This window comes from Bradyrhizobium sp. 172 (genome assembly GCF_023101065.1).
GTDB lineage: Bacteria > Pseudomonadota > Alphaproteobacteria > Rhizobiales > Xanthobacteraceae > Bradyrhizobium > Bradyrhizobium canariense_D.
The window spans coordinates 3,648,670-3,672,957 of record NZ_CP064701.1 but is presented as its reverse complement, the minus strand read 5'-3'; the positions used below and the strand labels follow the sequence as shown (position 1 = coordinate 3,672,957).

Here is a 24,288-nt window from a genome sequence, read left to right as displayed (position 1 = left end):
CAGAGCGACGCCTACGCCGCCTTCGCCGTCACGATCCAGATCGCGCCCTGGAGCGCCACGCTCTGACCCTTCAGGAACGGCGCGAGCGTCTCGCGGATCGAGGCTTTTGCCGCGGCATAGGTCTCCGGCGGATGCCCTTGCAGCGCGCGGCTCGCCGGGCCGATCTGGAGCGAGCCTTCGACCGCGGCATCGAGCCCGCCGCCAATCGCGACGTCCATCGCGAGATTGTGCGGCTCCATCGCGACGTCGACGAAGCCCGCGCCTTTCAGGATGCGCGTCACGCGCTCTTCGGAGGCGAAGGCGAACGGGCCCGGCTCCTCCGGCCCGACCGGCGGCATCTTGGGAACGTGCTTGTAGACCGCCATAAGCGGCGCCATCATCCACGGATTTTCCTTCGGCTCGCGCCAGCAGGCAAACGCCAACCGTCCCGTCGGCTTCAGCGCGCGGCGGAGATTGGTGAAAGACGCGATGGGATCGGCGAAGAACATCACGCCGAACCGCGAGGCCAGCAGGTCAAAGCTCGCCGGCTCGAACGGATGCACCGTCGCATCGGCCAGCACGAAATCGAGCGGCAGGCCTTTTGGCGCAAACGCGCGCGCCTGCGACAGCATCGGCTCGGAGACGTCGAGCCCGAGCGCAAAGCCATCAGGCGCGACAGCCTTCGCGAACGCGAACGTCGTCGCACCGGAGCCACAGCCGATGTCGAGGACGCGCTCGCCCGGCTTCGGCCTGGCGCGGGCGATCAGCACGTCGGCAATGGGTCCCAGCAGGCTCTCCTGCGCCGCATGGCGATCGGCCCAGCGCTGCCCGCTGGGGCCATTCCAGTAGGCGATCTGATCGGCGTTCTGCTCGTGTCCGCTTGGTTGTTGCATCAGGGCCTCTGTGGCTCGGTATCGCCCGCCTGCGCCTATCGGCTTCGGCGCGGCAGCCTTCGTTCGCTTCGCGCCAATAACGTGTGAGGCTGGCTCGCCGAGCCGAAGCTCGCGAAGCGAGCAAAGGCTGGTGGGCGGTGAGAGATTCGAACTCCCGACCCTCTCGGTGTAAACGAGATGCTCTAACCAGCTGAGCTAACCGCCCCTCGCCGCTTCTTTATCCCTACCGGCCCCGAACGGGCAAGCGCGGAACGCCAATTCCAGGGCCTCAATCCTGTGGCCGGCCCGGCAGCAGCGGCACCGCGTCGATCCACACCGCCGCCGACTGGCACCAGATCTGCCTGACGGGCCGCAATTTGTCGCGCTGGCGGATGCTGCCCCAGCGGATGCCCCAATCGTCCTCCTGGTCGCCGTCGCCGCTCGTGAACAGCGGGGAACCGCAGTCGGCGCAAAAGTGCTGGAAGCGCATCCGGCCGTTGTCGCCGCGCTTGCCGTAGATCCTGGGCGTGCCGGCAGTCAGGCGGACTTCGGCGCCCGAACAGACGGCCGTCACCCGGAAGGGCGAGCCGGTCAGTGTCTGGCAATCGGTGCAGTGGCAGACCGACACCGTCTCCGGGTCGATCTCGGCTTCAAAGGTAATCTCGCCGCAATGGCATTGCCCGTCGATGTGCATTGTCGTCATCCGCTGCCCAAAACAAAATGCCCCACAAAAAAACGGCGCCCGAAGGCGCCGTTTTATCATCTTTTTCGAGCTGCGATCTCAGTGAGCGGTCAGGCCGCCGGCGGCTTCGTCGCCGTCCGGCTTCACCGTCACCTTGGTGTCCTCTTCCCAGACGATCGGCACTGGCTTCTTGACCAGCGCCTTGGCGACGACGTCGTCGAGGCGCGAGACCGGGATGATCTCCATGCCGCCCTTGATCGCATCGGAAATCTCCGTGAGATCCTTGGCGTTGTCCTCAGGAATCAGCACCGTCTTGATGCCGCCGCGGGCAGCAGCCAGCAGCTTCTCCTTCAGGCCGCCGATCGGCAGCACGCGGCCGCGCAGCGTGATTTCGCCGGTCATCGCGACATCGTGGCGGACCGGGATGCCGGTCATGACCGAGATGATCGCGGTGGCCATCGCCACGCCCGCCGACGGACCGTCCTTCGGCGTCGCGCCTTCCGGCACGTGCACGTGGATGTCGCGCCGGTCGAACAGCGGCGGCTCGATGCCGTAGACGATCGCGCGCGAGCGGACATAGGACGCCGCCGCCGAGATCGATTCCTTCATCACGTCACGCAGATTGCCCGTGACCGTCATCTTGCCCTTGCCGGGCATCATGACGCCTTCGATCGTCAGCAACTCGCCGCCGACATCGGTCCAGGCAAGGCCGGTGACGATGCCGACCTGCGGCTCGCTCTCGATCTCACCGTAGCGGTACTTCGGCACGCCCAGAAGCTCTTCGAGAGTCTTCTCGGTGATCTTGACCGACTTCTTCTTGGAGATCATCAGCTCCTTCACCGCCTTGCGGGCGAGTGTGGAGAGCTCACGCTCTAAATTGCGCACGCCCGCTTCGCGGGTGTAGCGGCGGATCAGAAGCAGCAGCGCGTCGTCGTCGATCGAGAACTCCTTGGAGTCCAGGCCGTGCTTGGACACCGCGGTCGGGATCAAGTGCTTGCGCGCGATCTCGACCTTCTCGTTCTCGGTGTAGCCCGCGATCCGGATGATCTCCATGCGGTCCATCAGTGGTCCCGGAATATTGAGCGTATTCGCGGTCGTGATGAACATCACGTTGGACAGATCGTAGTCGACCTCGAGATAGTGGTCGTTGAAGGTCGCGTTCTGCTCGGGGTCGAGGACCTCGAGCAGCGCCGAGGACGGATCGCCGCGGAAATCGGCGCCCATCTTGTCGATCTCGTCCAGCAGGAACAGCGGATTGGACGACTTCGCCTTCCGCATCGACTGGATGATCTTGCCGGGCATCGAGCCGATATAGGTGCGGCGGTGCCCGCGGATCTCGGCCTCGTCGCGCACGCCACCGAGCGAGACGCGCACGAATTCGCGCCCCGTCGCCTTCGCGATCGACTTGCCGAGCGAGGTCTTGCCGACGCCGGGAGGGCCGACGAGGCACAGGATCGGGCCCGTCAGCTTGTTGGCGCGCGACTGTACGGCGAGATACTCGACGATGCGGTCCTTGACCTTCTCCAGCCCGTAGTGATCCGCATCCAGAACCGCCTGCGCGGCTTCCAGATCCTTCTTCACCTTGGACTTCTTGTTCCACGGAATCGACAGCAGCCAATCCAGATAGTTGCGCACGACGGTCGCTTCCGCGGACATCGGCGACATCTGGCGCAGCTTCTTCAATTCATGCTGCGCCTTCTCGCGCGCTTCCTTGGAGAGCTTGGTCTTGGAGATCTTCTCTTCGAGATCGGCGAGCTCGTCGCGACCGTCGTCGTCGCCGAGCTCCTTCTGGATCGCCTTCATCTGCTCGTTGAGATAGTACTCGCGCTGGGTCTTCTCCATCTGGCGCTTGACGCGCGAGCGGATGCGCTTCTCGACCTGGAGCACCGAGATCTCGCTCTCCATCAGGCCCAGCACCTTCTCCAGGCGCTGCGTGACCGACAGCGTCTCCAGGATGCCCTGGCGATCCGCGATCTTGACGGCGAGATGCGAGGCGACGGTGTCGGCGAGCTTGGCAAAATCGGTGATCGCCTGCACGACGCCGACGACCTCGGCCGAGATCTTCTTGTTGAGCTTCACGTAGCTCTCGAAGTCGGACACGACGGAGCGCGCCATGGCCTCCGCCTCGACCGACTTCGCATCGGTATCGGCGAGCGCAATCGCGGTCGCTTCGTAATAGTCGGCGCGATCGGTGTACTTCTGCACGCGCGCCCGCTCGAGCCCTTCGACCAGCACCTTCACAGTGCCGTCGGGAAGCTTCAAGAGCTGGAGCACGCTGGCAAGCGTACCGGTCTCGTAAATGGAATCGGGTGCCGGATCATCGTCGGACGCGTTCTTCTGGGTCGCGAGCATGATCAGCGCGTCGTTCTTCATCACCTCTTCGAGCGCGCGGATCGACTTCTCGCGGCCGACGAAGAGCGGAACGATCATGTGCGGGAAGACGACGATGTCGCGCAGGGGCAGCACGGGATAGGCGTGCGTTTCGCCATGGACGATGGTTGGCCTGGGTTTTGGATTGGTCATGGCCTTTTCCTTTTGCTTTGCCCCCTTGCACGCAGCCCGCCATGCTCATGCGCAACCGCCACAAGGTGCCGAGGCGACCCGCAATACCGATCGGTCCTTTTGAGGTTGGACCGGCTTGCCGAATCGGAACTGAGGCGAATCTTGAAGAGAATTTTTACTCGCCGCCGACATTAGGTGGCTATCGACCCGGGGGGTGTCAAGTCATTGAAAGACGCGCGCCATCAGGCGCTTACGCACGCAAATAAGCGACGCAACACCGGCTGCGGAGATACTTTCCGCAGCCCCTGCTTGAGGAGACGATTGGAGCGTTCCAGCGCCGAAATCAGGCGCTGGCGTTCTCGACGGCGCGATCGGACCGATCGGCGTAGATGTAGAGCGGACGCGCCGTTCCTTCCACGACTTCGCGGGAAATCACGACTTCTTCCACACCTTCGAGGCCCGGCAGGTCGAACATGGTCTCGAGCAGGATCGCCTCGAGGATTGAACGCAGCCCCCGCGCACCGGTCTTGCGCTCGATCGCCCTGCGGGCAACCGCGCCAAGCGCCTCGTCGGCGAAGGTCAGCTCGATGTTCTCCATCTCGAACAGCCGCTGGTACTGCTTCACCAGCGCGTTCTTCGGCTCGACCAGGATCTTCTTGAGCGAAGCCTCGTCCAGATCCTCCAGCGTCGCCACGACGGGCAGACGGCCGACGAATTCCGGGATCAGGCCGTACTTCAGGAGATCCTCAGGCTCGACATGACGGAAGATTTCGCCGGTGCGGCGGTCTTCCGGTGCGAGCACCTGAGCGGCGAAACCGATCGAGGTCGAACGTCCGCGTGCCGAGATGATCTTTTCGAGGCCCGAGAACGCACCACCGCAGATGAACAGGATATTGGTGGTGTCCACCTGCAGGAACTCCTGCTGCGGATGCTTGCGGCCGCCCTGCGGCGGGACCGAAGCCACCGTGCCTTCCATGATCTTGAGCAGCGCCTGCTGCACGCCCTCACCCGACACGTCGCGCGTGATCGAGGGATTGTCGGACTTGCGGCTGATCTTGTCGATTTCGTCGATGTAGACGATGCCGCGCTGGGCACGCTCGACATTGTAGTCGGCGGCCTGGAGCAGCTTCAGGATGATGTTCTCGACGTCCTCGCCGACATAGCCGGCTTCGGTCAGCGTCGTCGCATCCGCCATCGTGAACGGCACGTCCAGGATGCGGGCGAGCGTCTGCGCGAGCAGCGTCTTGCCCGAGCCGGTCGGACCGATCAGCAGGATGTTCGACTTCGCAAGCTCGACGTCGTTGTGCTTGGTCTGGTGGTTGAGGCGCTTGTAGTGATTGTGCACCGCGACCGAGAGGACCTTCTTCGCATGGTTCTGGCCGATCACGTAATCGTCCAGCACCTTGCAGATTTCCTTCGGCGTCGGAATCCCGTCGCGCGACTTCACCAGCGAGGATTTGTTCTCCTCGCGAATGATGTCCATGCAGAGCTCAACGCACTCGTCGCAAATGAAGACCGTGGGACCCGCGATCAGTTTGCGCACTTCGTGCTGGCTCTTGCCGCAGAACGAGCAATACAGCGTGTTCTTGGAGTCGCTCGTGCCGACCTTACTCATTCATGTCTCCGTCCGCGGTTCGATCCCGTCCGCTCGATCGCCCTATTCCGGCACGACAGCCGGTACAGTCCTTCAAATAGAGCAAATTCCGTACCAAAAAAGACCCTACGCGTTACATGCCGTGCGAATCGCGGTCATTCGATTCCCCGCGATCATAGCCGATCAGTCATAGCGAACCATGCTGGCACCCGACTATCAAGAATTCGCTAATCGGGGGTCGCCGGCTACCCGTGACAATACCGTGATTTCCGGTCTTGGCACGGGCGAAGTGATCGAAATCACCCCGGCGTTGCTGGATTGCCACGAAAAACAAGCACGAAAGCGGAACTTTCTGCCTGTCGCAGGGCGCAAAAGTGCGTTTTGCGACGCGCGCACGTGTCCTTAACGTGAACGCTCCCTGATGGTGCCCGCGGTCCCAGAGGGATTGCCGGCACAGTAGTGCTACGGGGTCTTCGGCGACGCGGTTTCCTCGGCGCGCTTGTCGATCACCCTGTCGACCAGGCCGAACTCCTTGGCGTCGCTCGCGGTCAGGAACTTGTCGCGTTCCAGCGCGTCCTCGATCGCCTTGTAGGTCTGGCCGGTGTGCTTCACGTAGATCTCGTTGAGCCGCTTCTTCAGGTTCAGGATTTCCTGGGCGTGCAGCATGATGTCGGTGGCCTGGCCCTGGAAGCCGCCGGAGGGCTGATGCACCATGATGCGCGCGTTCGGCAGCGAGAAGCGCATGTCCTTCTCGCCGGCGCAGAGCAGCAGCGAGCCCATCGAGGCGGCCTGTCCGGTGCACAGCGTCGAGACCGGCGGACGAATGAACTGCATGGTGTCGTAGATCGCGAGGCCCGACGTCACCACGCCGCCCGGCGAGTTGATGTACATCGAGATTTCCTTCTTCGGATTTTCCGCCTCAAGGAACAACAGCTGCGCGACGATCAGCGTCGACATGCCGTCCTCGACCGGCCCGGTCAGGAAGATGATTCGCTCTTTCAGAAGGCGCGAGAAAATGTCGTAGGCGCGCTCGCCACGGTTGGTCTGCTCGACCACCATGGGCACGAGGTTCATGTAGGTTTCAACCGGATCGCGCATGAGTCACCTAGGGTTTTGAAGAGGCGGACATCGCCAGGCCCGGCTGCCAGTCGGGGCTGGATCTGCCGGAAGGCCGATGGACGTCCCGTGATGCAGGAACTTGGCAGAAGAACTTGGTAGAGGCACTTGGCAGAAGCAGAGGGCGTAGCGACAGATATAGCCCAATTCGCGCCTGACAAGTGCGGAGCGAATTAAGGCTTAATCCGTGAGGCAGTTGAAGCTGATTCGTACAAAGAGGCCCAGCCGGCCACCTGGCTAGCTCGACCTCTTCGCTGATCATCCTTAATGCAAGGCTATCCTGGAGGCTCTCCTAAAGGCTCTTCTGGAGCCCTCAGGCCGCGGTCTTTTCCGCCTCGTCGTCCTTGTAGAGATCGTCGCGCGAGACCTTCTTCTCGGTCACCTTGGCAAGCTCGAGGATGAAGTCGACGACCTTGTCCTCATAGATCGGTGCACGAAGCTGGGCCAAGGCTTGGGCGTTGCTGCGGTAATAGTCCCAGACCTCCTTCTCGCGGCCCGGCATCGAGCGCGCCCGCTCGATCACGGCGCGGCCGACCTCGTCATCGGTCACGGAGATCTTGTTCTTCTCGCCGATCTCCGAGAGCACGAGGCCGAGCCGCACGCGACGATCGGCGATCTTGCGGTACTCTTCCTTGGCGGCGTCTTCAGTGGTGTCTTCGTCGGCGAAGGTCTTGCCGGCGGACTCCATCTCGGCCTTCACCGAGTTCCACATCAGATTGAACTCCTCGTCGACCAGCGAGGGCGGAGCCTCGAAGCGATGGGCCTCGTCGAGGCGGTCGAGCAGCGCGCGCTTGACGCGCTGGCGGGTCGCGGTCGCGAACTCGGCCACCAGCCGCTCGCGCGCCGCTTCCTTCAGCTTGTCCAGCGATTCCAGGCCGAGCGTCTTCGCGAACTCGTCGTCGATCGCGAGATCCTGCGGCGCCTCGATCAGCGTCGCGGTGGTCTCGAACTCGGCCGGCTGGCCGGCGAGCTTGTCGTTCATGTAGTTCTTGGGGAACGCCACCTTCAGCGTGCGGGTCTCGTTGGCGGCGATGCCGATGAGCTGCTCTTCGAAGCCGGGGATGAAGGTGTTGGATCCGATCACCACCTGGATGCCCTCGCCGGCGCCGCCTTCGAAGGCTTCGCCGTTGATGGTGCCCTTAAAGGCGACGGTGACGCGATCACCCGATTCGGCCTTGGCGCCCTCGCCCTTCGCGGCATAGCCACGGTTCGAATCGGCGATGCGCTTGATCGCCTCGTCGACGTCGGCGTCGGTGACTTCGGCCACAGGCTTTTCGACCTCGAAGGTCTTGAAGTCGGCGAGCGCAATCGACGGCACCACCTCGATCGCAACCGTGTAGGTCAGATCGGTTTTGCCGTTGAGCAGCTCCTCGACCTCGGCCTGCTCGGTCGGCATGGTGATCTTCGGTTCGGTCGCCAGGCGGAAGCCGCGCTCGGAGAACAGCTGAGTGTTGGTGTCGCGGATGGTCTGGTCGATGGTCTCGGCCATCACCGAGCGGCCATAGACCTTCTTGAGGTGCGTGACCGGCACCTTGCCGGGACGGAAGCCGTTGATGCGAACCTTGTCCTTGAGGTCGACGAGCTTGGCACCGGCCTTGGCGTCGAGATCAGACGCGGGAACGCTGATCTTGAACTCGCGCTTCAAACCTTCCGAGAGGGTTTCTGTGACCTGCATGGTGTCCAATCTTCTTCTCGTTCGGTCCCGGCGCGCATGCGTCGGGACGCTGTCATTAATCGATCCGGCGCGAGGCGAACGCCTCAACGCCGGTGGTTCATCGGACCGACTTCCGGCGGACAAACATCCGCGCGGGAGCAGATCGCGTAATCCGTGCAAACGCTGAAAGCGCTTGGTGCGGGCGGAGGGACTCGAACCCCCACAACTTTCGTCACTGGAACCTAAATCCAGCGCGTCTACCAGTTCCGCCACGCCCGCGTAAATTTGCATCAAGACCGGCCGCGATGCCGCGGGCGGCGGGCTTATAGCATGTGCCCGCCTGTTCGCAGCAAAAAAATGGCCCGATAGAGGCAGGCTTCACCTAGGCACGACGGCTGGACTTATCCAGCACGGCGTGGTCCGGATCGGCCCATGAAAACGCGGATCTTCGACCTGACGAGGCGCGAGGTTTTGGCCGGATTTGGCGCCTCTGCGGCCGGGCTGACGGCGGGCGGCGCAGTCCCGGCCGTGACCGCCCAACTCGCGCTTCAGGCAAGGCCGGCAACGCTGGCTCTGAGGTCGGGGCAGCCGGCTATACCCATCTGGGAGCTGGCCGCCGTCAGCCATCTCGGGGATGTCCGCCTCAAACGTGGCGACCGCTGCGAGGTGGTCTTCCGCAACGACCTGCCTGTGCCGCTTGCACCAGTTTGGTACGGCCTCAATGGCCCGGCCGCGGCCGACCCGCTTCGGGGTCGCGCACCGACGGCCCCGGACGCGACGGAAACATCAATCATTTCAGTGCCAACCGCGGGAACCCTGTTGGCCGACTTCCGGCTGTTCGAGGACGGCCTGAAGCAGCCCGCGCGCCCGCTTCCGATCATCGCCACCGAGACCAACACGGTCGCCGCCGATCGCGACGTGGTCCTCTTGATCGAGGAGTGGCGGCTGCGGCCGGATGGGACCGCACTTGCCCCGGGCCGGGACCCGAAGGACACATCCCCGCTCTATACAATCAACGGAACGACTTCATTCGAACTCTCAGCTTCAGCAAATGAGCGGCTGCGGCTGCGCTTTATCAACGGCTCGCAACGTTCTGTTCTGGCGATCAAATTGGAAAGTCACGAGGTCCACGTGGTGGCCCTGGACGGACAGCCGGCTGAGCCGTTCCCGGCTCGCAACGGCGCGCTGGTGCTGGCTCCCGGCGCACGCGCCGACGCCTTCGTGGATGCGGCCACATCGGCCCCATTCCTGCTGCATGACGGCAAGGAGGCGCGCCAGGTCGGCCGCCTGACGGTCTCCGGCAAGCTTGACCGGCGCGCGCCGCCGTTGCCGCTCTTGCCACTCCCTCCGAATGACCTGCCCGACCGGCTCGATCTGAGGGGCGCCCTGCGATTCGATGTCGCTCTCGGGGCAGCCGACGCCGGGTGGGTACGGGCCGCAAATTTCTCGACGTCCTCCGCCCCCGCCTTTCGCACCAAGGCCGGCCGCACCGTCGTGTTGGCCCTCAAGAACCCCGCCTCCGTCGCAACCGTCTTCCATCTCCACGGCCACCATTTCCGCCTGCTCGACAAGCTCGACGACGGCTGGAAGCCCTATTGGCTCGACACGCTCGCGATCGAACCCGGCCAGACCCAGCGCATCGCATTCGCTGCGGCCTCTCCCGGGCGGTGGCTGATCGAATCCGTCGTCACCGACTGGGCCGCGCCGCGGCTGGTGCGCTGGTACGGGGTGGAGTGAGCTATCGGCCACGCGTCCAAAGATAGCGAGCGTCCGGTTCTTTCTCCTCGTTTCGGGTCCCGTTGGTCTGCTCGATCAGCGTGAACCCGCGCGCTTCATAGAAGCGGCCCGCCAACGCGTTGCGCTGGAAGGTCCAGAGCTCCAGCTGTTCGCTGGCCCGCTTGGCGATATCGAGGAGTTCGGTGCCGACGCCGCGCCCTTGAACAGCAGGAAGCACGTAAAGCTGCTCGACCCAGCCGTCACGGACAGCGATGATTCCGCTCAGTACATCGGCATCGAAGCGTCCCCACACGCGGCACGTCGCCAAGACATGCTCGCGGTAGAACCAGCGGTCCTCATCCGGCGTATGCAGCCCAGCAAAGCCAGGGCAGCGCATGGTCGAATGCAGCCCGGTGAACCTGCGCCGCCGCGCCCATATCGGTGAGCGCGAGCGGCCTGAGCATTAGTACTCGATCCCCAGCGCATGATAGATCCGTCGGTGCACGGCGGGCAGCGTCTCGGTGAGATCCTCCGCGATCAGGCCCGGCCCCGCCTCGCTCGCCGCTTCGCCATGCATCCACACCGCGATGCTGGCGGCTTCGAACGCCGGGACGCCCTGCGCAAGGAGGCCTGCGATGATGCCGGCGAGGACGTCGCCGGCACCCGCGGTGGCGAGCCAGGGCGGAGCGTTGGCGGCGATAGTGGCGCGGCCGTCGGGCGCGGCAATCGTGGTGTCGGCGCCCTTCAGCAGCACGACCGCGCCGGAGCGCTCGGCGGCGGCGCGCACGCGCTCGATCTTCGAGCGCCCCGGATGTTTATTGCTGAGGTCGGAGAACAGCCGCGGGAACTCGCCCTCGTGCGGCGTCAGCACCACCGCCTTGTCCTGCGACGTCTTGATCGATTCGAACAGGCGCTCGGGATTGGCGGCAAAGCTCGTCAGCGCATCCGCGTCGAGCACCAGGCGCCGCTGGGAGGTAAGCGCCGTGTGGACGAGATCGCAGGTGCGCTCGCCGACGCCCGCGCCAGGGCCGATGATGCAGGTGTTGTAGCGCTTGTCGCCGAGCAGCTCGCCGAACTCGATGGCGGTATCGACGGGGTGAACCATCACCGCGGTGAGCGCAGCCGCATTGATCGCCAGCGCATCACGCGGCGTGGCCAGAGTCACCAGGCCCGCGCCGGCGCGCAGCGCCCCGCGCGCGGCGAGCCGCGCCGCACCGGTCGCCGCCGCATCGCCCGAGACCGCCAGCACATGACCTCGCGCGTATTTATGGCCGTCGATGCGCGGCACCGGAAAGGCCGAGCCCCAGAAGTCCGGATCGTTCTCAAAAATCCGCGGCGCGATCTCGTCCAGCACCTGCGCCTCGATGCCGATGTCGGCGACGCGGACGTGACCGCAATGCATGCGCCCCGGCAGCAGCAGATGCGCCGGCTTCTTGCGGAAGAAGGTGACGGTCTCGGCGGCGTTCACGGCCACGCCCAGCACGGCCGCGCTGGTGCCGTTGATGCCGCTCGGCAGGTCGACCGCGAGCACCGGCGCACCATTGGCGTTGATCGCCTCGATCATCTCACGCGCCTCGCCCTCGACGGGACGGCTGAGGCCCGCGCCGAACAGCGCATCGATGATCAGCGCCGGTCGCCCGATCGCCTGCGGGTTGAACGGGAGCACCGGGTGTTTCCAACCCCGCGCCGCCGAGGCCGCGTCGCCCTGGAGCTGGTCCCGCTCGCACATCAGGATCACCGAGACCTCGCGGCCTTGCGCGGCGAGCTCGGCGGCTGCGACAAAACCGTCCCCGCCGTTGTTGCCCGGGCCGGCCACGATCAGGATCGGCCCCTGCTCCACCAGTGCGTTCGCGGCCTCGGCGACCGCCTGGCCGGCGCTGAGCATCAGCTTGAATCCGGGGGTGCCTGCTGCAATGCTGAGCTGGTCGGCGCGCTGCATTTCGGCGTTGGTCAGAACTTCCATGCCACTTCCCTGTCCAAAAGCCTTTTCAACAGGCACGTTCCGCACCGGGCTATCCGGCGGAACAACGATCTGCACAAGTATTGAACCGTTTGCCTATTTCGTAGTCTGCGGTATTTTGTGCGGGTCGGCGCCACCTATCAGAGCTGCACGTTAAAAGGCTGATAACGCTCCAATAATCAGGGCATTTGCAACTTGGCATAGACCCTGCTTTCGCGGAAGTCGCTTCGGTTCGTCGTGCTCACTGGCATTTATCAGGGTGTGGCCGGCCGTTGTTGCCGGACTGGTCAGGGATCCCGGCATAGCGAAGACAAGATCGTGCGTTAAGAAAGCGCATCCTGACGAAGACGTTGCTATTTGTTCGAAAGGCCGGGAGGCGCGCAGTGAAGAAAATCGAAGCCATCATCAAGCCATTCAAGCTCGACGAGGTGAAGGAAGCGCTTCAGGAAGTCGGCCTTCAGGGCATCACCGTCACCGAAGCCAAGGGCTTCGGCCGGCAGAAGGGTCACGCCGAGCTGTACCGCGGCGCAGAATACATCGTCGACTTCCTGCCCAAGGTGAAGATCGAGATCGTGATCGGCGACGATCTGGTCGAGCGCGCCATCGACGCAATCCGCCGCGCCGCGCAAACCGGGCGCATCGGCGACGGCAAGATTTTCGTCTCCAACATCGAAGAGGCGATCCGCATCCGAACCGGCGAATCCGGGCTGGACGCTATCTGAGCCGGGTGCTATCCCGCATTTTGCGACATTCTGACAAGAAATAGGCTGCTTCGGCGGCCTCGTTTTGTTTGTGCCTCGCGCGCCTCAAGAAGCGTGAACACGGTCGCTCGAAGTTTGGAAACCGACCCGCAGAGCCAAAAGGGGTATGCATGAAGACCGCCAAAGACGTCCTGAAATCGATCAAGGACAACGACGTCAAATACGTCGACCTGCGCTTCACCGATCCGCGCGGCAAGTGGCAGCACGTCACCTTCGACATCAGCATGATCGATGAGGACATTTTCGCCGAAGGCACGATGTTCGACGGCTCATCGATCGCCGGCTGGAAGGCGATCAACGAGTCCGACATGTGCCTGATGCCCGATCCGGTGACCGCGACGATCGATCCGTTCTTCGCCGAGACCACCATGGTCATCACCTGCGACGTGCTCGAGCCGACCACCGGCGAGCCCTACAACCGCGATCCCCGCGGCATCGCCAAGAAGGCCGAGGCGATGGTGAAGTCGATGGGCGTTGGCGACACCGTCTTCGTCGGCCCCGAAGCCGAATTCTTCGTGTTCGACGACGTGCGCTTCTCCGCCAATCCCTACAGCACCGGCTTCCGCCTCGACTCCTCGGAGCTGCCGACCAACTCCGACACCGAATATGAAGGCGGCAATCTCGGCCATCGTGTCCGCACCAAGGGCGGCTACTTCCCGGTGCCGCCGCAGGATTCCGTGCAGGACATGCGCTCGGAGATGCTCGGCGCCATGGCCAAGATGGGTGTGAAGGTCGAGAAGCACCATCACGAAGTCGCCTCCGCCCAGCACGAGCTCGGCATGAAGTTCGACACGCTGACGCTGATGGCCGACCACATGCAGATCTACAAATACTGCATCCACCAGGTCGCGCACATCTACGGCAAGACCGCCACCTTCATGCCGAAGCCGGTCTTCGGCGACAACGGCTCGGGCATGCACGTGCACCAGTCGATCTGGAAGGACGGCAAGCCGGTGTTCGCCGGCAACAAATACGCCGACCTGTCGGAGACCTGCCTCCACTACATCGGGGGCATCATCAAGCACGCCAAGGCGATCAACGCCTTCACCAATCCGTCGACCAACTCCTACAAGCGTCTGGTCCCCGGCTATGAGGCTCCCGTGCTGCTCGCCTATTCCGCGCGCAACCGCTCGGCCTCCTGCCGGATCCCCTACACTGCTTCGCCGAAGGCCAAGCGTGTCGAGGTGCGCTTCCCCGATCCGCTCGCCAATCCCTATCTCGGTTTCGCCGCGATGCTGATGGCTGGCCTCGACGGCATCAAGAACAAGATCGATCCGGGTCCGGCGATGGACAAGGACCTCTACGATCTGCCGAAGGAAGAGCTGAAGCAGATCCCGACGGTGTGCGGCAGCTTGCGCGAGGCGCTCGAAAACCTCGACAAGGACCGCGGCTTCCTGAAGAACGGCGGCGTGTTCGACGACGATTTCATCGACGCCTATATCGAGCTGAAGATGACCGAAGTCGCCCGCTTCGAAATGACCCCGCACCCGGTCGAGTTCGAGATGTACTATTCGGGCTAGGTGGCCCGAACGACCACGACGCACGAAAGGCGCCCCTCGGGGCGCCTTTTTTGTGGTCATCGAGTTTCGTTCTGCGTCTGACTCCATTTCGTTCTCAAAGAACGAATCGGAATCGAGAAAACTGGCGCGCATCAATTCTTGATATCTGGTTTATTGCGCCCGAGAGATCGCGAGCGCTGTTGGTAATTCGCAGGATGCATTCAGCGCCGCGAAATCCATCCTGGAGACTAGTTCTCGTGCCTGTTTGCGAAAATCGCCAATCCTCCGCCGCCGGTCGCAACGATCGATAGCCTTATAGGCCTCGGCGCAGCCCCGCAGCTACGCCGCCGCGCGCTGCTTCGCCACCATGGCCTGACCGAACGCCTCGAACAGTTTTCGGTTGATCGGATTGTGCTGCGGGTCGTATTCGGCGTGCCATTGCACGCCGAGCGCAAAGGTCTTGGCTTCCGCGATGCGGATCGCCTCGATGGTGCCGTCCTCGGCAATGCCCTCGATCAGCACGCGCTTGCCGGGATCGAGGATGCCCTGGCCGTGCAGCGAATTGACCCTGATCTTGTCACAGCCGAGCAATTCCGCGAACGCGCCGCCCGGTGTCAGATCGACGTCGTGACGATCGGCGAACACCACTGTCGGGTCGGGATGGATCTCACCGTTCTCAAGCCTTGGCATGCGATGGTTCATGCGGCCCGGGATTTCGCGGATCTCGGGATGCAGCGAGCCGCCGAAGGCGACGTTCATCTCCTGGAGGCCCCTGCAGATGCCGAACAGCGGGATACCGCGGGCAACGCAGGCGACCGAGAGCGCCAGCGCCACCTCGTCGCGGTGGATGTCGTAGGGCTCGTGCGCCTCACACGGATCGACGTTGAAACGGGTCGGATGGACGTTGGCGCGGGCGCCGGTGAGCACGATTCCGTCGACGGTATCGAGCAGCGCGCCGATATCGGTGATGTCGGGCGAGCCCGCGAACATCACCGGCAGACCGCCGGAAACCTCGGCCACGGCGCGCAGATTACGCTCGCCGACCATCTGGACCTGAAATCGATTCTCAACGCGATGGGCGTTCCCGATCACGCCGACGACCGGCTTTCTCATCTCCCGTTCAGACCTCTCGCCGAAGACGATTCTCCAAACATGCCCCTAGGGTGGAACAAATTCAACAGAAGGGTACGCGGGACGGCAATGCTATTTTCGCGCAAATGCCTCCCGGGCCACGATCGCGCCGCCAAGGGGCAGGCCGGCGATCTTCAGCGCGGTCGCCGCCGGGTCGCCCGGCGCAGCCAACCAGGGCAGTTTCGTCTCGATTCCGCGCGTCACGGGCTCCCCGAGCGCGCCACCGAAATCGATCGGCCAAAGCCCGTTGGGCACTGTTTCGGCGGTAAGGCCACGGAGTGCGTAACCGTCGCCCAGCACCGCCTCCACATGGTCGCCGGCGACAAGGCGCGCGGTCGTAGGGTCCAGGGGATCGCCAAAGCTCACCAGCACGGGCATTAGGTCGCCCTGCACCGCGACGACGCCGGTCTGCCGGTTGAGCTCGTTGAACGAGACGCGGTTGCCTCGCGCAGCGCCATAAGCGCGGAGCGCGACATAGTTGATGTCGTCGAGATCGAGCTTCGCGCCCTGCTGATGCGCGAGCAATGCCACCACATTCTTTCCCCGGCCGAGGTCGACGAACACGGCCTCGCCGCGCATCGTGGTGCGGCCGCCCCGGCTATAGCCGCGATCGGGCACGACGGACAGAATGCCCGACCCGGTCTTGATCCCGTCAGGCGTCGTCACCTCGACCGCGAGGCGATATTTGTGACCGGGCCGATTGATCCGGATCTGGTCGCCAATCACGAGCACGGCCAGAAGCCCGAGCAGACCCACCCATTTGCTGATGAAACTCAAGCGCGCCCCACCTGTTCTCTCCTCGTCGGTCTGCACCGTTCATACGGCAGCGTCAAACCAGCGCGTTGACGCGGTCTTGATCAAAAGCGTGTTTGTCGAAAGAGTGCCCCCCGGTCCACCTAAAGGACATTGCGTGATCACATTCCCGAATGAACGACCCCCGACCCGTTTTGATCTGGCTTGGGGCATTTCGGTCGGCGGCATCGGTGTGGTGCTGTTCGCCGTGCTGCTCGCGTTCTCCTGGTACTTCGCCACCACCCTGCTCCTGATCTTCGCCGGGGTGCTGCTGGGCCTTGGGCTCAACGCGCTGACCAACGCGCTTGGCCGGCACGCGCGTCTTCCGCATACGCTGCGGCTCGCGATCGTCTGCTTGGCCCTCGCGCTGATGCTCGCGGGCATCGCATATCTCGGCGGCGCCACCATCGCCGATCAGGCGGCGGGACTCAGCAAAACCATCAAATCCCAGATCGGCAACGTCAAATCATTCCTGGACAATCACGGCATCGACACCAGCTTCTTCGATTTCGGGAGCTCCGGACCCGGTTCGTCTCCCGACGCGCAACCGGAGCCGACGCCGTCGGCCGGCACGGCGTCGCGCGGGGCAATATCCGGCGCAGGCGCCCTTGCCTCCAGCGGCGGGGCGATCGTGAGCCAGACGTTCAAGCTGCTGCTTGGCACCATCCACGGCGTGGGAAACATCTTCATCGTGCTGTTTCTGGGAGTCGCCTTCGCCGCCCAACCCAGCGTCTATCGCGAGGGATTGCTGTTCATCGCGCCTGCAAAACATCGCGCGCGCACGGCCGTCATCATCGACCGCGTCAGCGAGACACTTGAACGATGGCTGATCGCACAGATGATCGTCATGCTCGCGGTCGGCGCGGTAACCTGGATCGGGCTTCTCATCATCGGCATCCCGGGCTCCTTCATTCTCGGGATTCAGGCGGGACTGCTCGGCTTCATTCCGACCGTCGGCGCCATCATAGCCGGCGTCGTGGTCGTGCTGGCGAGCCTCGCCTCAGGATGGATTCCGGCGCTGTCGGCGTTTCTCCTCTTCATGGGCGTCCACGCCATGGAGAGCTACGTGCTGACGCCCCTGCTGCAGCGGCAGGCACTGGACATTCCGCCGGCCACGCTGTTCGCGTTCCAGATCCTGCTCGGCGTCGTGTTCGGGATCTGGGGCCTGGCGCTGGCGCTGCCACTGGTCGCCATCGCCAAAGTCGTGATCGACCATTTCAAGACGTATGAAGCGCCGCCTCTGGCGGAGGCGGCCTGAGCCGCCTCAGGTGATGAGCACGGTTTCGGTGTGCTCCACCTCAGGCGGTGCCGCAAAATACTGGCCGACGAGGCCGCGCCATTCGGTGAAATTCTCGGAGCCGCGAAAATCGACGGTGTGGTTCTCGAGCGTCTCCCACTTCACCATCAGACGATAGCGCTGCGGCTTCTCGATCGACTTGTGCAGCTCGAAACCGTGAAAACCCTTGGAGCGGCCGAAAGCGGCCTTCGCCTTGGCAACGGCGGCCTCAAAATCCTTCTCGCTGCCCGGCTTGACGTCGATTTGCGCGATCTCGGTGATCATCTGTTTCCACCCATTTTGTTCGATGGGCGTGTCTACCGCAGCCCGCGACAAAGAAAAAGGCGCCGAAACGGCGCCCTGCCCGGTCCAAGAATGCAGATCACTCAGGCGAGCAGCAGAACGGTGCCCACCACCATCAGCGCACAACCGGCGAACAGCGCGAGCGGCCAGTAATTGCGGCCTTGCGTGTAGCGCCCCTGGGCGCGGCGCTCGGTGATCAGCGCGCTCTCGTATTCGTCCGCGGTCGAGAACAGGCACGCGAAGCCGCCGCGTGCCGAAGTCGCCGCGGCTTCGAGCGACATCAAGGCGGTCTGCGGGTTCTGTCGACGGATCGATTCCATGACCGCAATGGTAGGGATCGAATGGTAAACAGGGGATTACCGCGAGGCCTCCTTTGCCTAGGCGGTCGCCGGCTGCGCTTTGGACTGCGTGTTGGGCACGCCGATCCGCGCGGCGCTCTGGCGGCGCCAGTTCTCCAGCGACAGTGGCAGCTCCTCCGCCGACTCGACGCGGTTTCGGCCGCCGCGCTTGGCCTGGTAGAGCGCGGTGTCGGCCGAGGCCAGCAGCACTTCGAGCTCGGTGCCGGCCGGACCGCCGGCGACGCCGATGCTGACGGTGGTGTCGACCGGGCCCTCGTCGACGACGACGCCGGAGGTCTCGAAGGCCTCGCGCACGCGCTCAGCGACCAGCACGCCCTCCTCGAGCGAACACGGCAGGAGGGCGGCGAACTCCTCGCCGCCGATGCGACCCGACATGTCGCTGATGCGCAGATTGCTGACGACGACGGTCGAGAACAGTTTCAGCATCTCGTCGCCGGCGGGATGGCCGAACCGGTCGTTGATCGACTTGAAATGATCGATATCGAAGATCATCACGGTCACGGGACGTCCGGCCTTTGCCTCGCGCTCGATCACGCGCCCGCAGGCTTCCGAGAAGCCGCGGCGGTTGAGCATGCCGGTCAGCGGATCGGTGGAGGCGGCGGTCCGGTGCGCGGTGACGGTGCGCTCGGACACCAGCATGAAGATCACGAACACGGTGCCGACGGCATAAAGCACGAGCTCGACCGCGAACACGGTGACCCAGATGCTGCTGGCGAAACCCGCATCGTGCGGACGCAGGAAGCTGCCGAGCACGATCGGCAGCATCAAGACGCAGCCGTGCATCACCGGCACCACGAAGGCCGGCCAGCGCCGTTGCAGGCTCTTGCGTCGCTCGACCCAGAGCTCGCTGGCGGTCAACGCCGCATAGACCGACACGATGCCGGCGCCGACGATCATGCGCAGCATGGACGCGGCGGGATCGAGCAACGTGGCGGCAGCGACCCAGGCGAGCGCGCCGACCAGGAGACCCGGCCAATTCGGCTTGCGGCCGTGGAAGACGCGCGCCGCATTCCACACCATGCCGCACGCGACGAAGCCGACCGCGTTCAGCGCAAGGTAAAGATGCGGCCCCAATCTGTCGCCCGCCGCCGTCCAGAGCGCGACCGATGCGGCGCCGAGGAGATAGGCGGTGCCCCACCATTTCAGCGCAGCGCTATTCTCCTGCCTTCCGAAAAACACCATCATGGCGCCGAGCAGTGCGGCGACCATGGTGGCGACCAAATAGAGCGTGATGCTATCGAGCGACATCATGTCGGCCCCCTTCTAGACATAGCAGTTACGCGATCGGATCAACCGATTTGCGCGCCCTTCCAAAAGCGACGCTATGTCCCGCGGGTTCCATTCAGGTTTTCATGCGAGCCCAAGTTTTCAGGAAACACGTCATCAATTTGCATACAAACGAACAGCAAAAAGGGCGCTGAAATCAGCGCCCTTTTGCATTTCATTGAAGCCGCTTTCGCGACGAATGCGACCGATGCGATTAACGTTTCGAGAACTGGAAGGACCGGCGGGCCTTGGCCTTGCCGTACTTCTTGCGCTCGACCACGCGGGAGTCGCGGGTGAGGAAGCCGCCCTTTTTGAGCACGGTGCGCAGCTCCGGCTCGAAATAGGTCAGTGCCTTGGAGATGCCGTGACGGACGGCACCGGCCTGGCCGGACAGACCACCGCCGGCGACGGTGCAGATCACGTCATACTGGCCGGACCGCGCGGCCACGGAGAACGGCTGCTCGATCATCATGCGCAGCACGGGACGGGCGAAATAGACCTCGACCTCGCGCGCGTTGACCGTGACCTTGCCGGCGCCTGGCTTAATCCAGACGCGGGCGACCGCGTCCTTGCGCTTGCCGGTTGCATAGGCGCGGTTGAACTTGTCGACTTTCTTCTCGTGCTTGGGCGCGTCGGGCGCGGCCGCCGTCTTGAGCTGCGAGAGCTGGTCGAGCGACTGGATGGATTCGGCCATGTTATGCGGCCCTCGTGTTCTTGCGGTTCAACTTGGCGATGTCGATCTTCTCGGGCGTCTGGGCCTCGTGCGGATGATCGGCGCCGCCATAGACGCGGAGGTTGCCCATCTGGACGCGACCGAGCGGGCCACGCGGGATCATGCGCTCGACGGCCTTCTCGAGCACGCGCTCGGGATGCTTGCCCTCCAGGATCTGGCGCGCGGTGCGCTCCTTGACGTGGCCGACATAGCCGGTGTGCTTGTAATAGGTCTTCTGCTCGCGCTTGCGGCCGGTGAGAACCGCATGCTGCGCGTTGATGATGATGATGTTGTCGCCGCAATCAACGTGCGGGGTGTAGGTCGGGAGGTGCTTGCCGCGCAGGCGCATGGCGACGATGGTGGCGAGACGGCCGACGACCAGACCCTTGGCGTCGATCAGTACCCACTTCTTCGTCACCTCAGCCGGCTTTGCCGAAAAGGTTTTCATGTCAGAGTTTCCGTGAACGGGGAGCATCGGCGCGAACACCGCACCGGACTGGCGGTTTTCTAGAGAACAGAGGCGCCGCGGTCAATGCCCAAATGCGGAATTTACTTGTTCAATATCAACGACTTAGAAATATGGTATTAAGATACCCGTAAAAAGTTCAAACGTTTGGAATGGAATAGGTCGAGGTGACATGCGCAATCGGGTCGGGCGAGGTGCCGGACAATAGCTTCACCTCACCGACTGCGAGGCGCTTGCCGAGCTTGAGCAGCCGCGCCTCCGCCAGCACGTCCTGCCCGGGCTGGCCCTTGCGCAGGAAGTTAATGTTGAGATTGGTGGTCACCGCGAGCCCGATCGGCCCGATCGCGGACAACAGCACCACGTACATCGCGAAATCGGCGAGCGCCATCAGGGTCGGGCCGGACACGGTTCCACCCGGCCGCAGCATCTTTTCGCTATAGCGCTGACGCAAAAGGCAGGCCTGACCGTCCGCGCTCTCGATCGTGATGTCGTCGCCGCTGAAGGCCTGGGGAAACTCGTTGCGGAGGAACTGCTCGAGCTCCGCCACGCTCATTTTCGCTAACGCCATGCTGCCCCTCACCCTCGCTTCACGTCCCCTGTTACATTAAGTTATCTGCGTCATCCAATCGCAAAAATCCAACCGGAAACGCTTTGATGTCCGTCCAGGCCGCCCGCGCCCCCTCCCCGCAACTGCCGATCCTGCTGCGCGAGACCGTCGGCCCTATCGCGGTCCTGACCCTCAACCGCCCGACCGCCCGCAACAGCCTGTCGGCGGCGATGATCGCAAGCCTGCACGCCGAGCTCAACGAGATCCGCGACGACAAGACCGTCCGCGGCGTCGTGATCGCGGCCAACGGTCCCGCCTTCTCCGCCGGCCACGACATGAAGGAGCTGACCGCGCGTCGCGCCGATCCGGATCGGGGCCGTGCCTTCTTCGCCGAGATGATGACCGCCTGCAGCGCGATGATGCAGGCGATCGTGCACCTGCCCAAGCCCGTGGTCGCATCCGTCCAGGGCATCGCGACCGCGGCCGGCTGCCAACTCGTGGCAAGCTGCGATCTCGCGATCGCCTCGGAAGCAGCACACTTCGCCACTCCCGGCGTCGACATCGGCCTGTTCTGCTCGACGCCAATGGTGGCGCTGTCGCGCAATGTGCCGCGCAAGCAGGCGATGGAGATGTTGCTGACAGGCGAGCCGATCCCGGCCGCACGCGCCCGCGAGATCGGGCTCGTCAATCGTGTCGTCGCCGCCGGCAACGAGCGCCATGCCGCCATTGCGCTCGCCGAACAGGTCGCGCTGAAATCCGCCTATACCGTCAAGCTCGGCAAGGAGGCGTTCTACCGCCAGGCCGAGATGAACCTTGCAGATGCCTATCGCTATGCGGCAGAGGTGATGACCGAGAACATGATGGCGCGCGACGCCGAGGAAGGCATCGGCGCCTTCATCGAGAAGCGCACGCCGACATGGCGGGATGAGTAATTCGTCATTGCGAGCGAAGCGAAGCAATCCAGAATCCCTCCTCGGAGACAGACTGGATTGCTTCGTCGCTTCGCTCCTCGCAATGACGGCGTGAGCCCGAAAAGATGAGCCAATGAACCACGACGCCTATCCCGACAATTACATCCGGGGCATCCTCAACAACGTGAAATCGATCGCGATGGTCGGCGCCTCGCCGGCCAACGTGCGGCCGAGCTATTTCGCGTTCAAATATCTGGCCCAGCGTGGCTACGACATGATCCCAGTCAATCCCGGCCATGTCGGCAAGGAGCTGCTCGGAAAACCCTTCGTCGCCTCGCTGTCCGACATCGGCCGTCCCGTCGACATGATCGACATTTTCCGCAACTCCAGCCACATCATGCCCGTGGTCGAGGAAGCCCTCACGCTCGATCCGCTGCCGATGGTGATCTGGATGCAGTTGGGGGCGCGCGACGATGCGGCGGCGCTGAAGGCGGAATCGGTCGGTATCAAGGTGGTGATGAACCGCTGCCCCAAGATCGAATATGGCCGCCTGTCGTCGGAGATCTCGTGGATGGGCGTCAATTCACGCACGCTGAGCTCGAAACGCGCTCCGGTGCCGACGCAGGGCATGCGGCTATCCCTCAATCGGATGAGTGTCGGCGGCGGCGACACTGCGGCATCGGACCGCGCCGCCAAAAACAAGACCGAGCAAAGCTGACGCAATTGCGAAGGTTTCATTTCGCGAACGCGACAATGCGTAGCACGATCGTTTCGATGTGAAGCCGCGCCTTGACGGCAGCCGCGGCGCCAATCAGCATGCCGCGCGATTTCAGACCACGAGAACAGGACGCCCTCAATGAGCGATCGCCTTCCGGGATTTTCGACCCTCGCCGTGCATGCCGGTGCACAGCCCGATCCCACCACTGGTGCGCGCGCGACTCCGATCTATCAAACGACGTCGTTCGTCTTCAACGACGCCGACCACGCCGCCTCTCTGTTCGGCCTGCAGGCCTTCGGCAACATCTATACCCGCATCGGCAATCCCACCAACGCCGTGCTGGAAGAGCGCGTCGCGGCGCTCGAAGGCGGCACGGCCGCGCTGGCGGTGGCCTCGGGCCATGCCGCGCAGGTCGTGGTGTTGCAGCAATTGCTCCAGCCCGGCGACGAGTTCATCGCCGCGCGAAAGCTTTATGGCGGCTCGATCAACCAGTTCACCCACGCGTTCAAGAGCTTCGGCTGGAACGTGGTGTGGGCCGATCCCGACGACATCGCGAGCTTCGAACGCGCGGTCACGCCGCGCACGAAAGCGATCTTCATCGAGTCCATCGCCAATCCCGCCGGCAGCATCACCGACATCGAGGCGATCTCGACGGTGGGGCGCAAGGCGGGCGTACCGCTCATCGTCGACAATACGCTGGCCTCACCCTATCTGATCCGCCCGATCGACCACGGCGCCGACATCGTCGTGCACTCGCTGACGAAATTTCTCGGCGGCCACGGCAATTCGATCGGCGGCATCATCGTCGATGCCGGCACTTTCGACTGGTCGACCGGCGGCAAATATCCGATGTTATCGGAGCCGCGGCCCGAATATCACGGCATCCGGCTGCAGGAGACGTTTGGCAATTTCGCCTTCGCGATCGCCTGCCGCGTGCTCGGCCTGCGCGACCTCGGACCCGCGCTGTCGCCATTCAACGCCTTCATGATCCTCACCGGCATCGAGACATTGCCGCTGCGTATGCAGAAGCACTGCGACAACGCGAAAGCGGTCGCCGAATTCCTCGCCGGCCATCCGGCGGTGGCCGCGGTGAACTATGCGGGCCTTGCAAGCGACAAGTACAACCAGCTCGCGCGCAAATACGCGCCGAAGGGTGCCGGCGCCGTGTTCACCTTCAGCCTGAAGGGCGGCTACGATGCCGGCGTCAGCCTGGTGTCGAAGTTGCAGCTGTTCTCGCATCTGGCCAATGTCGGCGACACCCGCTCGCTGGTCATCCATCCGGCCTCGACCACGCACAGCCAGCTCGACGACGCCGCCAAGGTCAAGTCCGGCGCCGGCCCCGACGTGGTGCGGCTCTCGATCGGCATCGAGGACAAGGAAGATTTGATCGCCGATCTGGAACAGGCACTGGGCACGTAGCTGTCCTGGACATTCCGGGGCGCTTTGATGTGCCCCGGGAGTCCGGCTCCAGT

At 63.8% G+C, this 24,288-nt stretch carries 22 protein-coding genes, 2 tRNA genes and 1 pseudogene; 7 read left to right on the top strand and 18 right to left on the bottom strand.

Features of this window, described 5'->3' with window-relative positions:
- Positions 1-11: 11 nt before the first annotated feature.
- From IVB07_RS17760 to IVB07_RS17725, 8 genes are all read right to left on the bottom strand, one after another.
- Positions 12-872 (bottom strand): methyltransferase domain-containing protein, encoded by an 861-nt coding sequence (locus IVB07_RS17760; protein ID WP_085353363.1) that lies wholly within the window; start codon positions 870-872, stop codon positions 12-14.
- A 128-nt stretch (positions 873-1,000) separates the two neighbouring features.
- Positions 1,001-1,077: transfer RNA gene (locus IVB07_RS17755), tRNA-Val, on the bottom strand.
- Positions 1,078-1,140: 63 nt separating this feature from the next.
- Complete coding sequence (locus IVB07_RS17750) at positions 1,141-1,545, bottom strand: GFA family protein (RefSeq protein ID WP_018455108.1); 405 nt, start codon at positions 1,543-1,545, stop codon at positions 1,141-1,143.
- An 87-nt stretch (positions 1,546-1,632) separates the two neighbouring features.
- Positions 1,633-4,056 (bottom strand): endopeptidase La, encoded by a 2,424-nt coding sequence (lon, locus tag IVB07_RS17745; protein ID WP_018455109.1) that lies wholly within the window; start codon positions 4,054-4,056, stop codon positions 1,633-1,635.
- 322 nt (positions 4,057-4,378) lie between these two features.
- On the bottom strand, positions 4,379-5,650 hold the full coding sequence (clpX, locus tag IVB07_RS17740; protein ID WP_007603503.1) for an ATP-dependent Clp protease ATP-binding subunit ClpX: 1,272 nt from the start codon (positions 5,648-5,650) through the stop codon (positions 4,379-4,381).
- Positions 5,651-6,091: 441 nt separating this feature from the next.
- The gene (locus tag IVB07_RS17735) at positions 6,092-6,727 is read right to left on the bottom strand and encodes an ATP-dependent Clp protease proteolytic subunit (protein WP_007611005.1); all 636 of its coding nucleotides are present in this window, start codon (positions 6,725-6,727) and stop codon (positions 6,092-6,094) included.
- 331 nt (positions 6,728-7,058) lie between these two features.
- Positions 7,059-8,420, bottom strand: a complete 1,362-nt coding sequence (tig, locus tag IVB07_RS17730; protein WP_018455110.1) for a trigger factor — start codon at positions 8,418-8,420, stop codon at positions 7,059-7,061.
- 173 nt (positions 8,421-8,593) lie between these two features.
- A tRNA-Leu gene (locus tag IVB07_RS17725) sits at positions 8,594-8,678 on the bottom strand.
- Between the two features lie 153 nt (positions 8,679-8,831).
- Between IVB07_RS17725 and IVB07_RS17720 the strand changes: the two genes are divergently transcribed.
- Positions 8,832-10,136, top strand: coding sequence for a multicopper oxidase domain-containing protein (locus IVB07_RS17720; protein WP_018455111.1), 1,305 nt, complete (start codon positions 8,832-8,834; stop codon positions 10,134-10,136).
- A 1-nt stretch (position 10,137) separates the two neighbouring features.
- Here IVB07_RS17720 and IVB07_RS17715 read toward each other — a convergent pair.
- Both IVB07_RS17715 and IVB07_RS17710 read right to left on the bottom strand, forming a co-directional pair.
- Positions 10,138-10,579: pseudogene (locus IVB07_RS17715) on the bottom strand (GNAT family N-acetyltransferase).
- Positions 10,579-12,078, bottom strand: a complete 1,500-nt coding sequence (locus IVB07_RS17710; protein WP_018455113.1) for a bifunctional ADP-dependent NAD(P)H-hydrate dehydratase/NAD(P)H-hydrate epimerase — start codon at positions 12,076-12,078, stop codon at positions 10,579-10,581. The pseudogene IVB07_RS17715 and the gene IVB07_RS17710 overlap by 1 nt, the downstream one beginning before the upstream one ends.
- Before the next feature lie 380 nt (positions 12,079-12,458).
- On the opposite strand from IVB07_RS17710, the gene IVB07_RS17705 reads away from it, so the two are divergent.
- Positions 12,459-12,797: a P-II family nitrogen regulator gene (locus IVB07_RS17705; RefSeq protein WP_007603495.1), complete on the top strand. Its 339-nt coding sequence runs from the start codon at positions 12,459-12,461 to the stop codon at positions 12,795-12,797.
- Between the two features lie 149 nt (positions 12,798-12,946).
- Positions 12,947-14,356 carry a type I glutamate--ammonia ligase gene (glnA, locus tag IVB07_RS17700; RefSeq protein WP_007603494.1) on the top strand — a complete coding sequence of 470 codons (1,410 nt, stop codon included), beginning with the start codon at positions 12,947-12,949 and terminating at the stop codon, positions 14,354-14,356.
- A gap of 318 nt (positions 14,357-14,674) precedes the next feature.
- Here glnA and IVB07_RS17695 read toward each other — a convergent pair whose 3' ends face one another.
- Positions 14,675-15,448, bottom strand: coding sequence for a gamma-glutamyl-gamma-aminobutyrate hydrolase family protein (locus IVB07_RS17695; RefSeq protein WP_018455114.1), 774 nt, complete (start codon positions 15,446-15,448; stop codon positions 14,675-14,677).
- Between the two features lie 90 nt (positions 15,449-15,538).
- Positions 15,539-16,243: a hypothetical protein gene (locus IVB07_RS17690; protein ID WP_026232881.1), complete on the bottom strand. Its 705-nt coding sequence runs from the start codon at positions 16,241-16,243 to the stop codon at positions 15,539-15,541.
- 136 nt (positions 16,244-16,379) lie between these two features.
- Between IVB07_RS17690 and IVB07_RS17685 the strand changes: the two genes are divergently transcribed.
- Complete coding sequence (locus IVB07_RS17685) at positions 16,380-17,516, top strand: AI-2E family transporter (RefSeq protein ID WP_247767805.1); 1,137 nt, start codon at positions 16,380-16,382, stop codon at positions 17,514-17,516.
- A 6-nt stretch (positions 17,517-17,522) separates the two neighbouring features.
- Here the strand turns inward: IVB07_RS17685 and IVB07_RS17680 are convergent, their stop codons facing one another.
- The 6 genes from IVB07_RS17680 to IVB07_RS17655 form a co-directional block, all read right to left on the bottom strand.
- Entirely contained in the window at positions 17,523-17,819 is a 297-nt protein-coding gene (locus IVB07_RS17680) for an antibiotic biosynthesis monooxygenase family protein (protein WP_018455117.1), read from the bottom strand.
- Positions 17,820-17,920: 101 nt separating this feature from the next.
- Positions 17,921-18,157, bottom strand: coding sequence for a hypothetical protein (locus tag IVB07_RS17675; protein WP_018455118.1), 237 nt, complete (start codon positions 18,155-18,157; stop codon positions 17,921-17,923).
- A 57-nt stretch (positions 18,158-18,214) separates the two neighbouring features.
- Positions 18,215-19,447, bottom strand: a complete 1,233-nt coding sequence (locus IVB07_RS17670; RefSeq protein WP_018455119.1) for a GGDEF domain-containing protein — start codon at positions 19,445-19,447, stop codon at positions 18,215-18,217.
- A 229-nt stretch (positions 19,448-19,676) separates the two neighbouring features.
- A complete protein-coding gene (gene rpsI / locus IVB07_RS17665; protein ID WP_007603485.1) occupies positions 19,677-20,156 on the bottom strand; it encodes a 30S ribosomal protein S9 in 480 nt (159 codons plus the stop codon).
- A gap of 1 nt (position 20,157) precedes the next feature.
- Positions 20,158-20,622 carry a 50S ribosomal protein L13 gene (gene rplM / locus IVB07_RS17660; protein ID WP_018455120.1) on the bottom strand — a complete coding sequence of 155 codons (465 nt, stop codon included), beginning with the start codon at positions 20,620-20,622 and terminating at the stop codon, positions 20,158-20,160.
- 157 nt (positions 20,623-20,779) lie between these two features.
- Positions 20,780-21,208, bottom strand: coding sequence for a PaaI family thioesterase (locus tag IVB07_RS17655; RefSeq protein WP_007603483.1), 429 nt, complete (start codon positions 21,206-21,208; stop codon positions 20,780-20,782).
- Positions 21,209-21,294: 86 nt separating this feature from the next.
- Here IVB07_RS17655 and IVB07_RS17650 point away from each other — a divergent pair, with 86 nt between their 5' ends.
- The 3 genes from IVB07_RS17650 to IVB07_RS17640 all read left to right on the top strand — a co-directional run bounded on the left by IVB07_RS17650 (position 21,295) and on the right by IVB07_RS17640 (position 24,235).
- Complete coding sequence (locus IVB07_RS17650; protein ID WP_018455122.1) at positions 21,295-22,119, top strand: enoyl-CoA hydratase; 825 nt, start codon at positions 21,295-21,297, stop codon at positions 22,117-22,119.
- A 112-nt stretch (positions 22,120-22,231) separates the two neighbouring features.
- On the top strand, positions 22,232-22,816 hold the full coding sequence (locus IVB07_RS17645) for a CoA-binding protein (RefSeq protein ID WP_018455123.1): 585 nt from the start codon (positions 22,232-22,234) through the stop codon (positions 22,814-22,816).
- A gap of 138 nt (positions 22,817-22,954) precedes the next feature.
- Complete coding sequence (locus tag IVB07_RS17640; protein WP_018455124.1) at positions 22,955-24,235, top strand: O-acetylhomoserine aminocarboxypropyltransferase; 1,281 nt, start codon at positions 22,955-22,957, stop codon at positions 24,233-24,235.
- Positions 24,236-24,288 lie beyond the last annotated feature (53 nt).

What these genes read in the sequence shown, in the direction of transcription:
- IVB07_RS17760 (WP_085353363.1), bottom strand. Translation starts at nt 872, where the DNA reads ATGCAACAACCAAGCGGACACGAGCAGAACGCCGATCAGATCGCCTAC.
- IVB07_RS17750 (WP_018455108.1), bottom strand. Translation starts at nt 1,545, where the DNA reads ATGCACATCGACGGGCAATGCCATTGCGGCGAGATTACCTTTGAAGCC.
- lon (WP_018455109.1), bottom strand. Translation starts at nt 4,056, where the DNA reads ATGACCAATCCAAAACCCAGGCCAACCATCGTCCATGGCGAAACGCAC.
- clpX (WP_007603503.1), bottom strand. Translation starts at nt 5,650, where the DNA reads ATGAGTAAGGTCGGCACGAGCGACTCCAAGAACACGCTGTATTGCTCG.
- IVB07_RS17735 (WP_007611005.1), bottom strand. Translation starts at nt 6,727, where the DNA reads ATGCGCGATCCGGTTGAAACCTACATGAACCTCGTGCCCATGGTGGTC.
- tig (WP_018455110.1), bottom strand. Translation starts at nt 8,420, where the DNA reads ATGCAGGTCACAGAAACCCTCTCGGAAGGTTTGAAGCGCGAGTTCAAG.
- IVB07_RS17720 (WP_018455111.1), top strand. Translation starts at nt 8,832, where the DNA reads ATGAAAACGCGGATCTTCGACCTGACGAGGCGCGAGGTTTTGGCCGGA.
- IVB07_RS17710 (WP_018455113.1), bottom strand. Translation starts at nt 12,078, where the DNA reads ATGGAAGTTCTGACCAACGCCGAAATGCAGCGCGCCGACCAGCTCAGC.
- glnA (WP_007603494.1), top strand. Translation starts at nt 12,947, where the DNA reads ATGAAGACCGCCAAAGACGTCCTGAAATCGATCAAGGACAACGACGTC.
- IVB07_RS17695 (WP_018455114.1), bottom strand. Translation starts at nt 15,448, where the DNA reads ATGAGAAAGCCGGTCGTCGGCGTGATCGGGAACGCCCATCGCGTTGAG.
- IVB07_RS17680 (WP_018455117.1), bottom strand. Translation starts at nt 17,819, where the DNA reads ATGATCACCGAGATCGCGCAAATCGACGTCAAGCCGGGCAGCGAGAAG.
- IVB07_RS17675 (WP_018455118.1), bottom strand. Translation starts at nt 18,157, where the DNA reads ATGGAATCGATCCGTCGACAGAACCCGCAGACCGCCTTGATGTCGCTC.
- IVB07_RS17670 (WP_018455119.1), bottom strand. Translation starts at nt 19,447, where the DNA reads ATGATGTCGCTCGATAGCATCACGCTCTATTTGGTCGCCACCATGGTC.
- rpsI (WP_007603485.1), bottom strand. Translation starts at nt 20,156, where the DNA reads ATGGCCGAATCCATCCAGTCGCTCGACCAGCTCTCGCAGCTCAAGACG.
- rplM (WP_018455120.1), bottom strand. Translation starts at nt 20,622, where the DNA reads ATGAAAACCTTTTCGGCAAAGCCGGCTGAGGTGACGAAGAAGTGGGTA.
- IVB07_RS17655 (WP_007603483.1), bottom strand. Translation starts at nt 21,208, where the DNA reads ATGGCGTTAGCGAAAATGAGCGTGGCGGAGCTCGAGCAGTTCCTCCGC.
- IVB07_RS17650 (WP_018455122.1), top strand. Translation starts at nt 21,295, where the DNA reads ATGTCCGTCCAGGCCGCCCGCGCCCCCTCCCCGCAACTGCCGATCCTG.
- IVB07_RS17645 (WP_018455123.1), top strand. Translation starts at nt 22,232, where the DNA reads ATGAACCACGACGCCTATCCCGACAATTACATCCGGGGCATCCTCAAC.
- IVB07_RS17640 (WP_018455124.1), top strand. Translation starts at nt 22,955, where the DNA reads ATGAGCGATCGCCTTCCGGGATTTTCGACCCTCGCCGTGCATGCCGGT.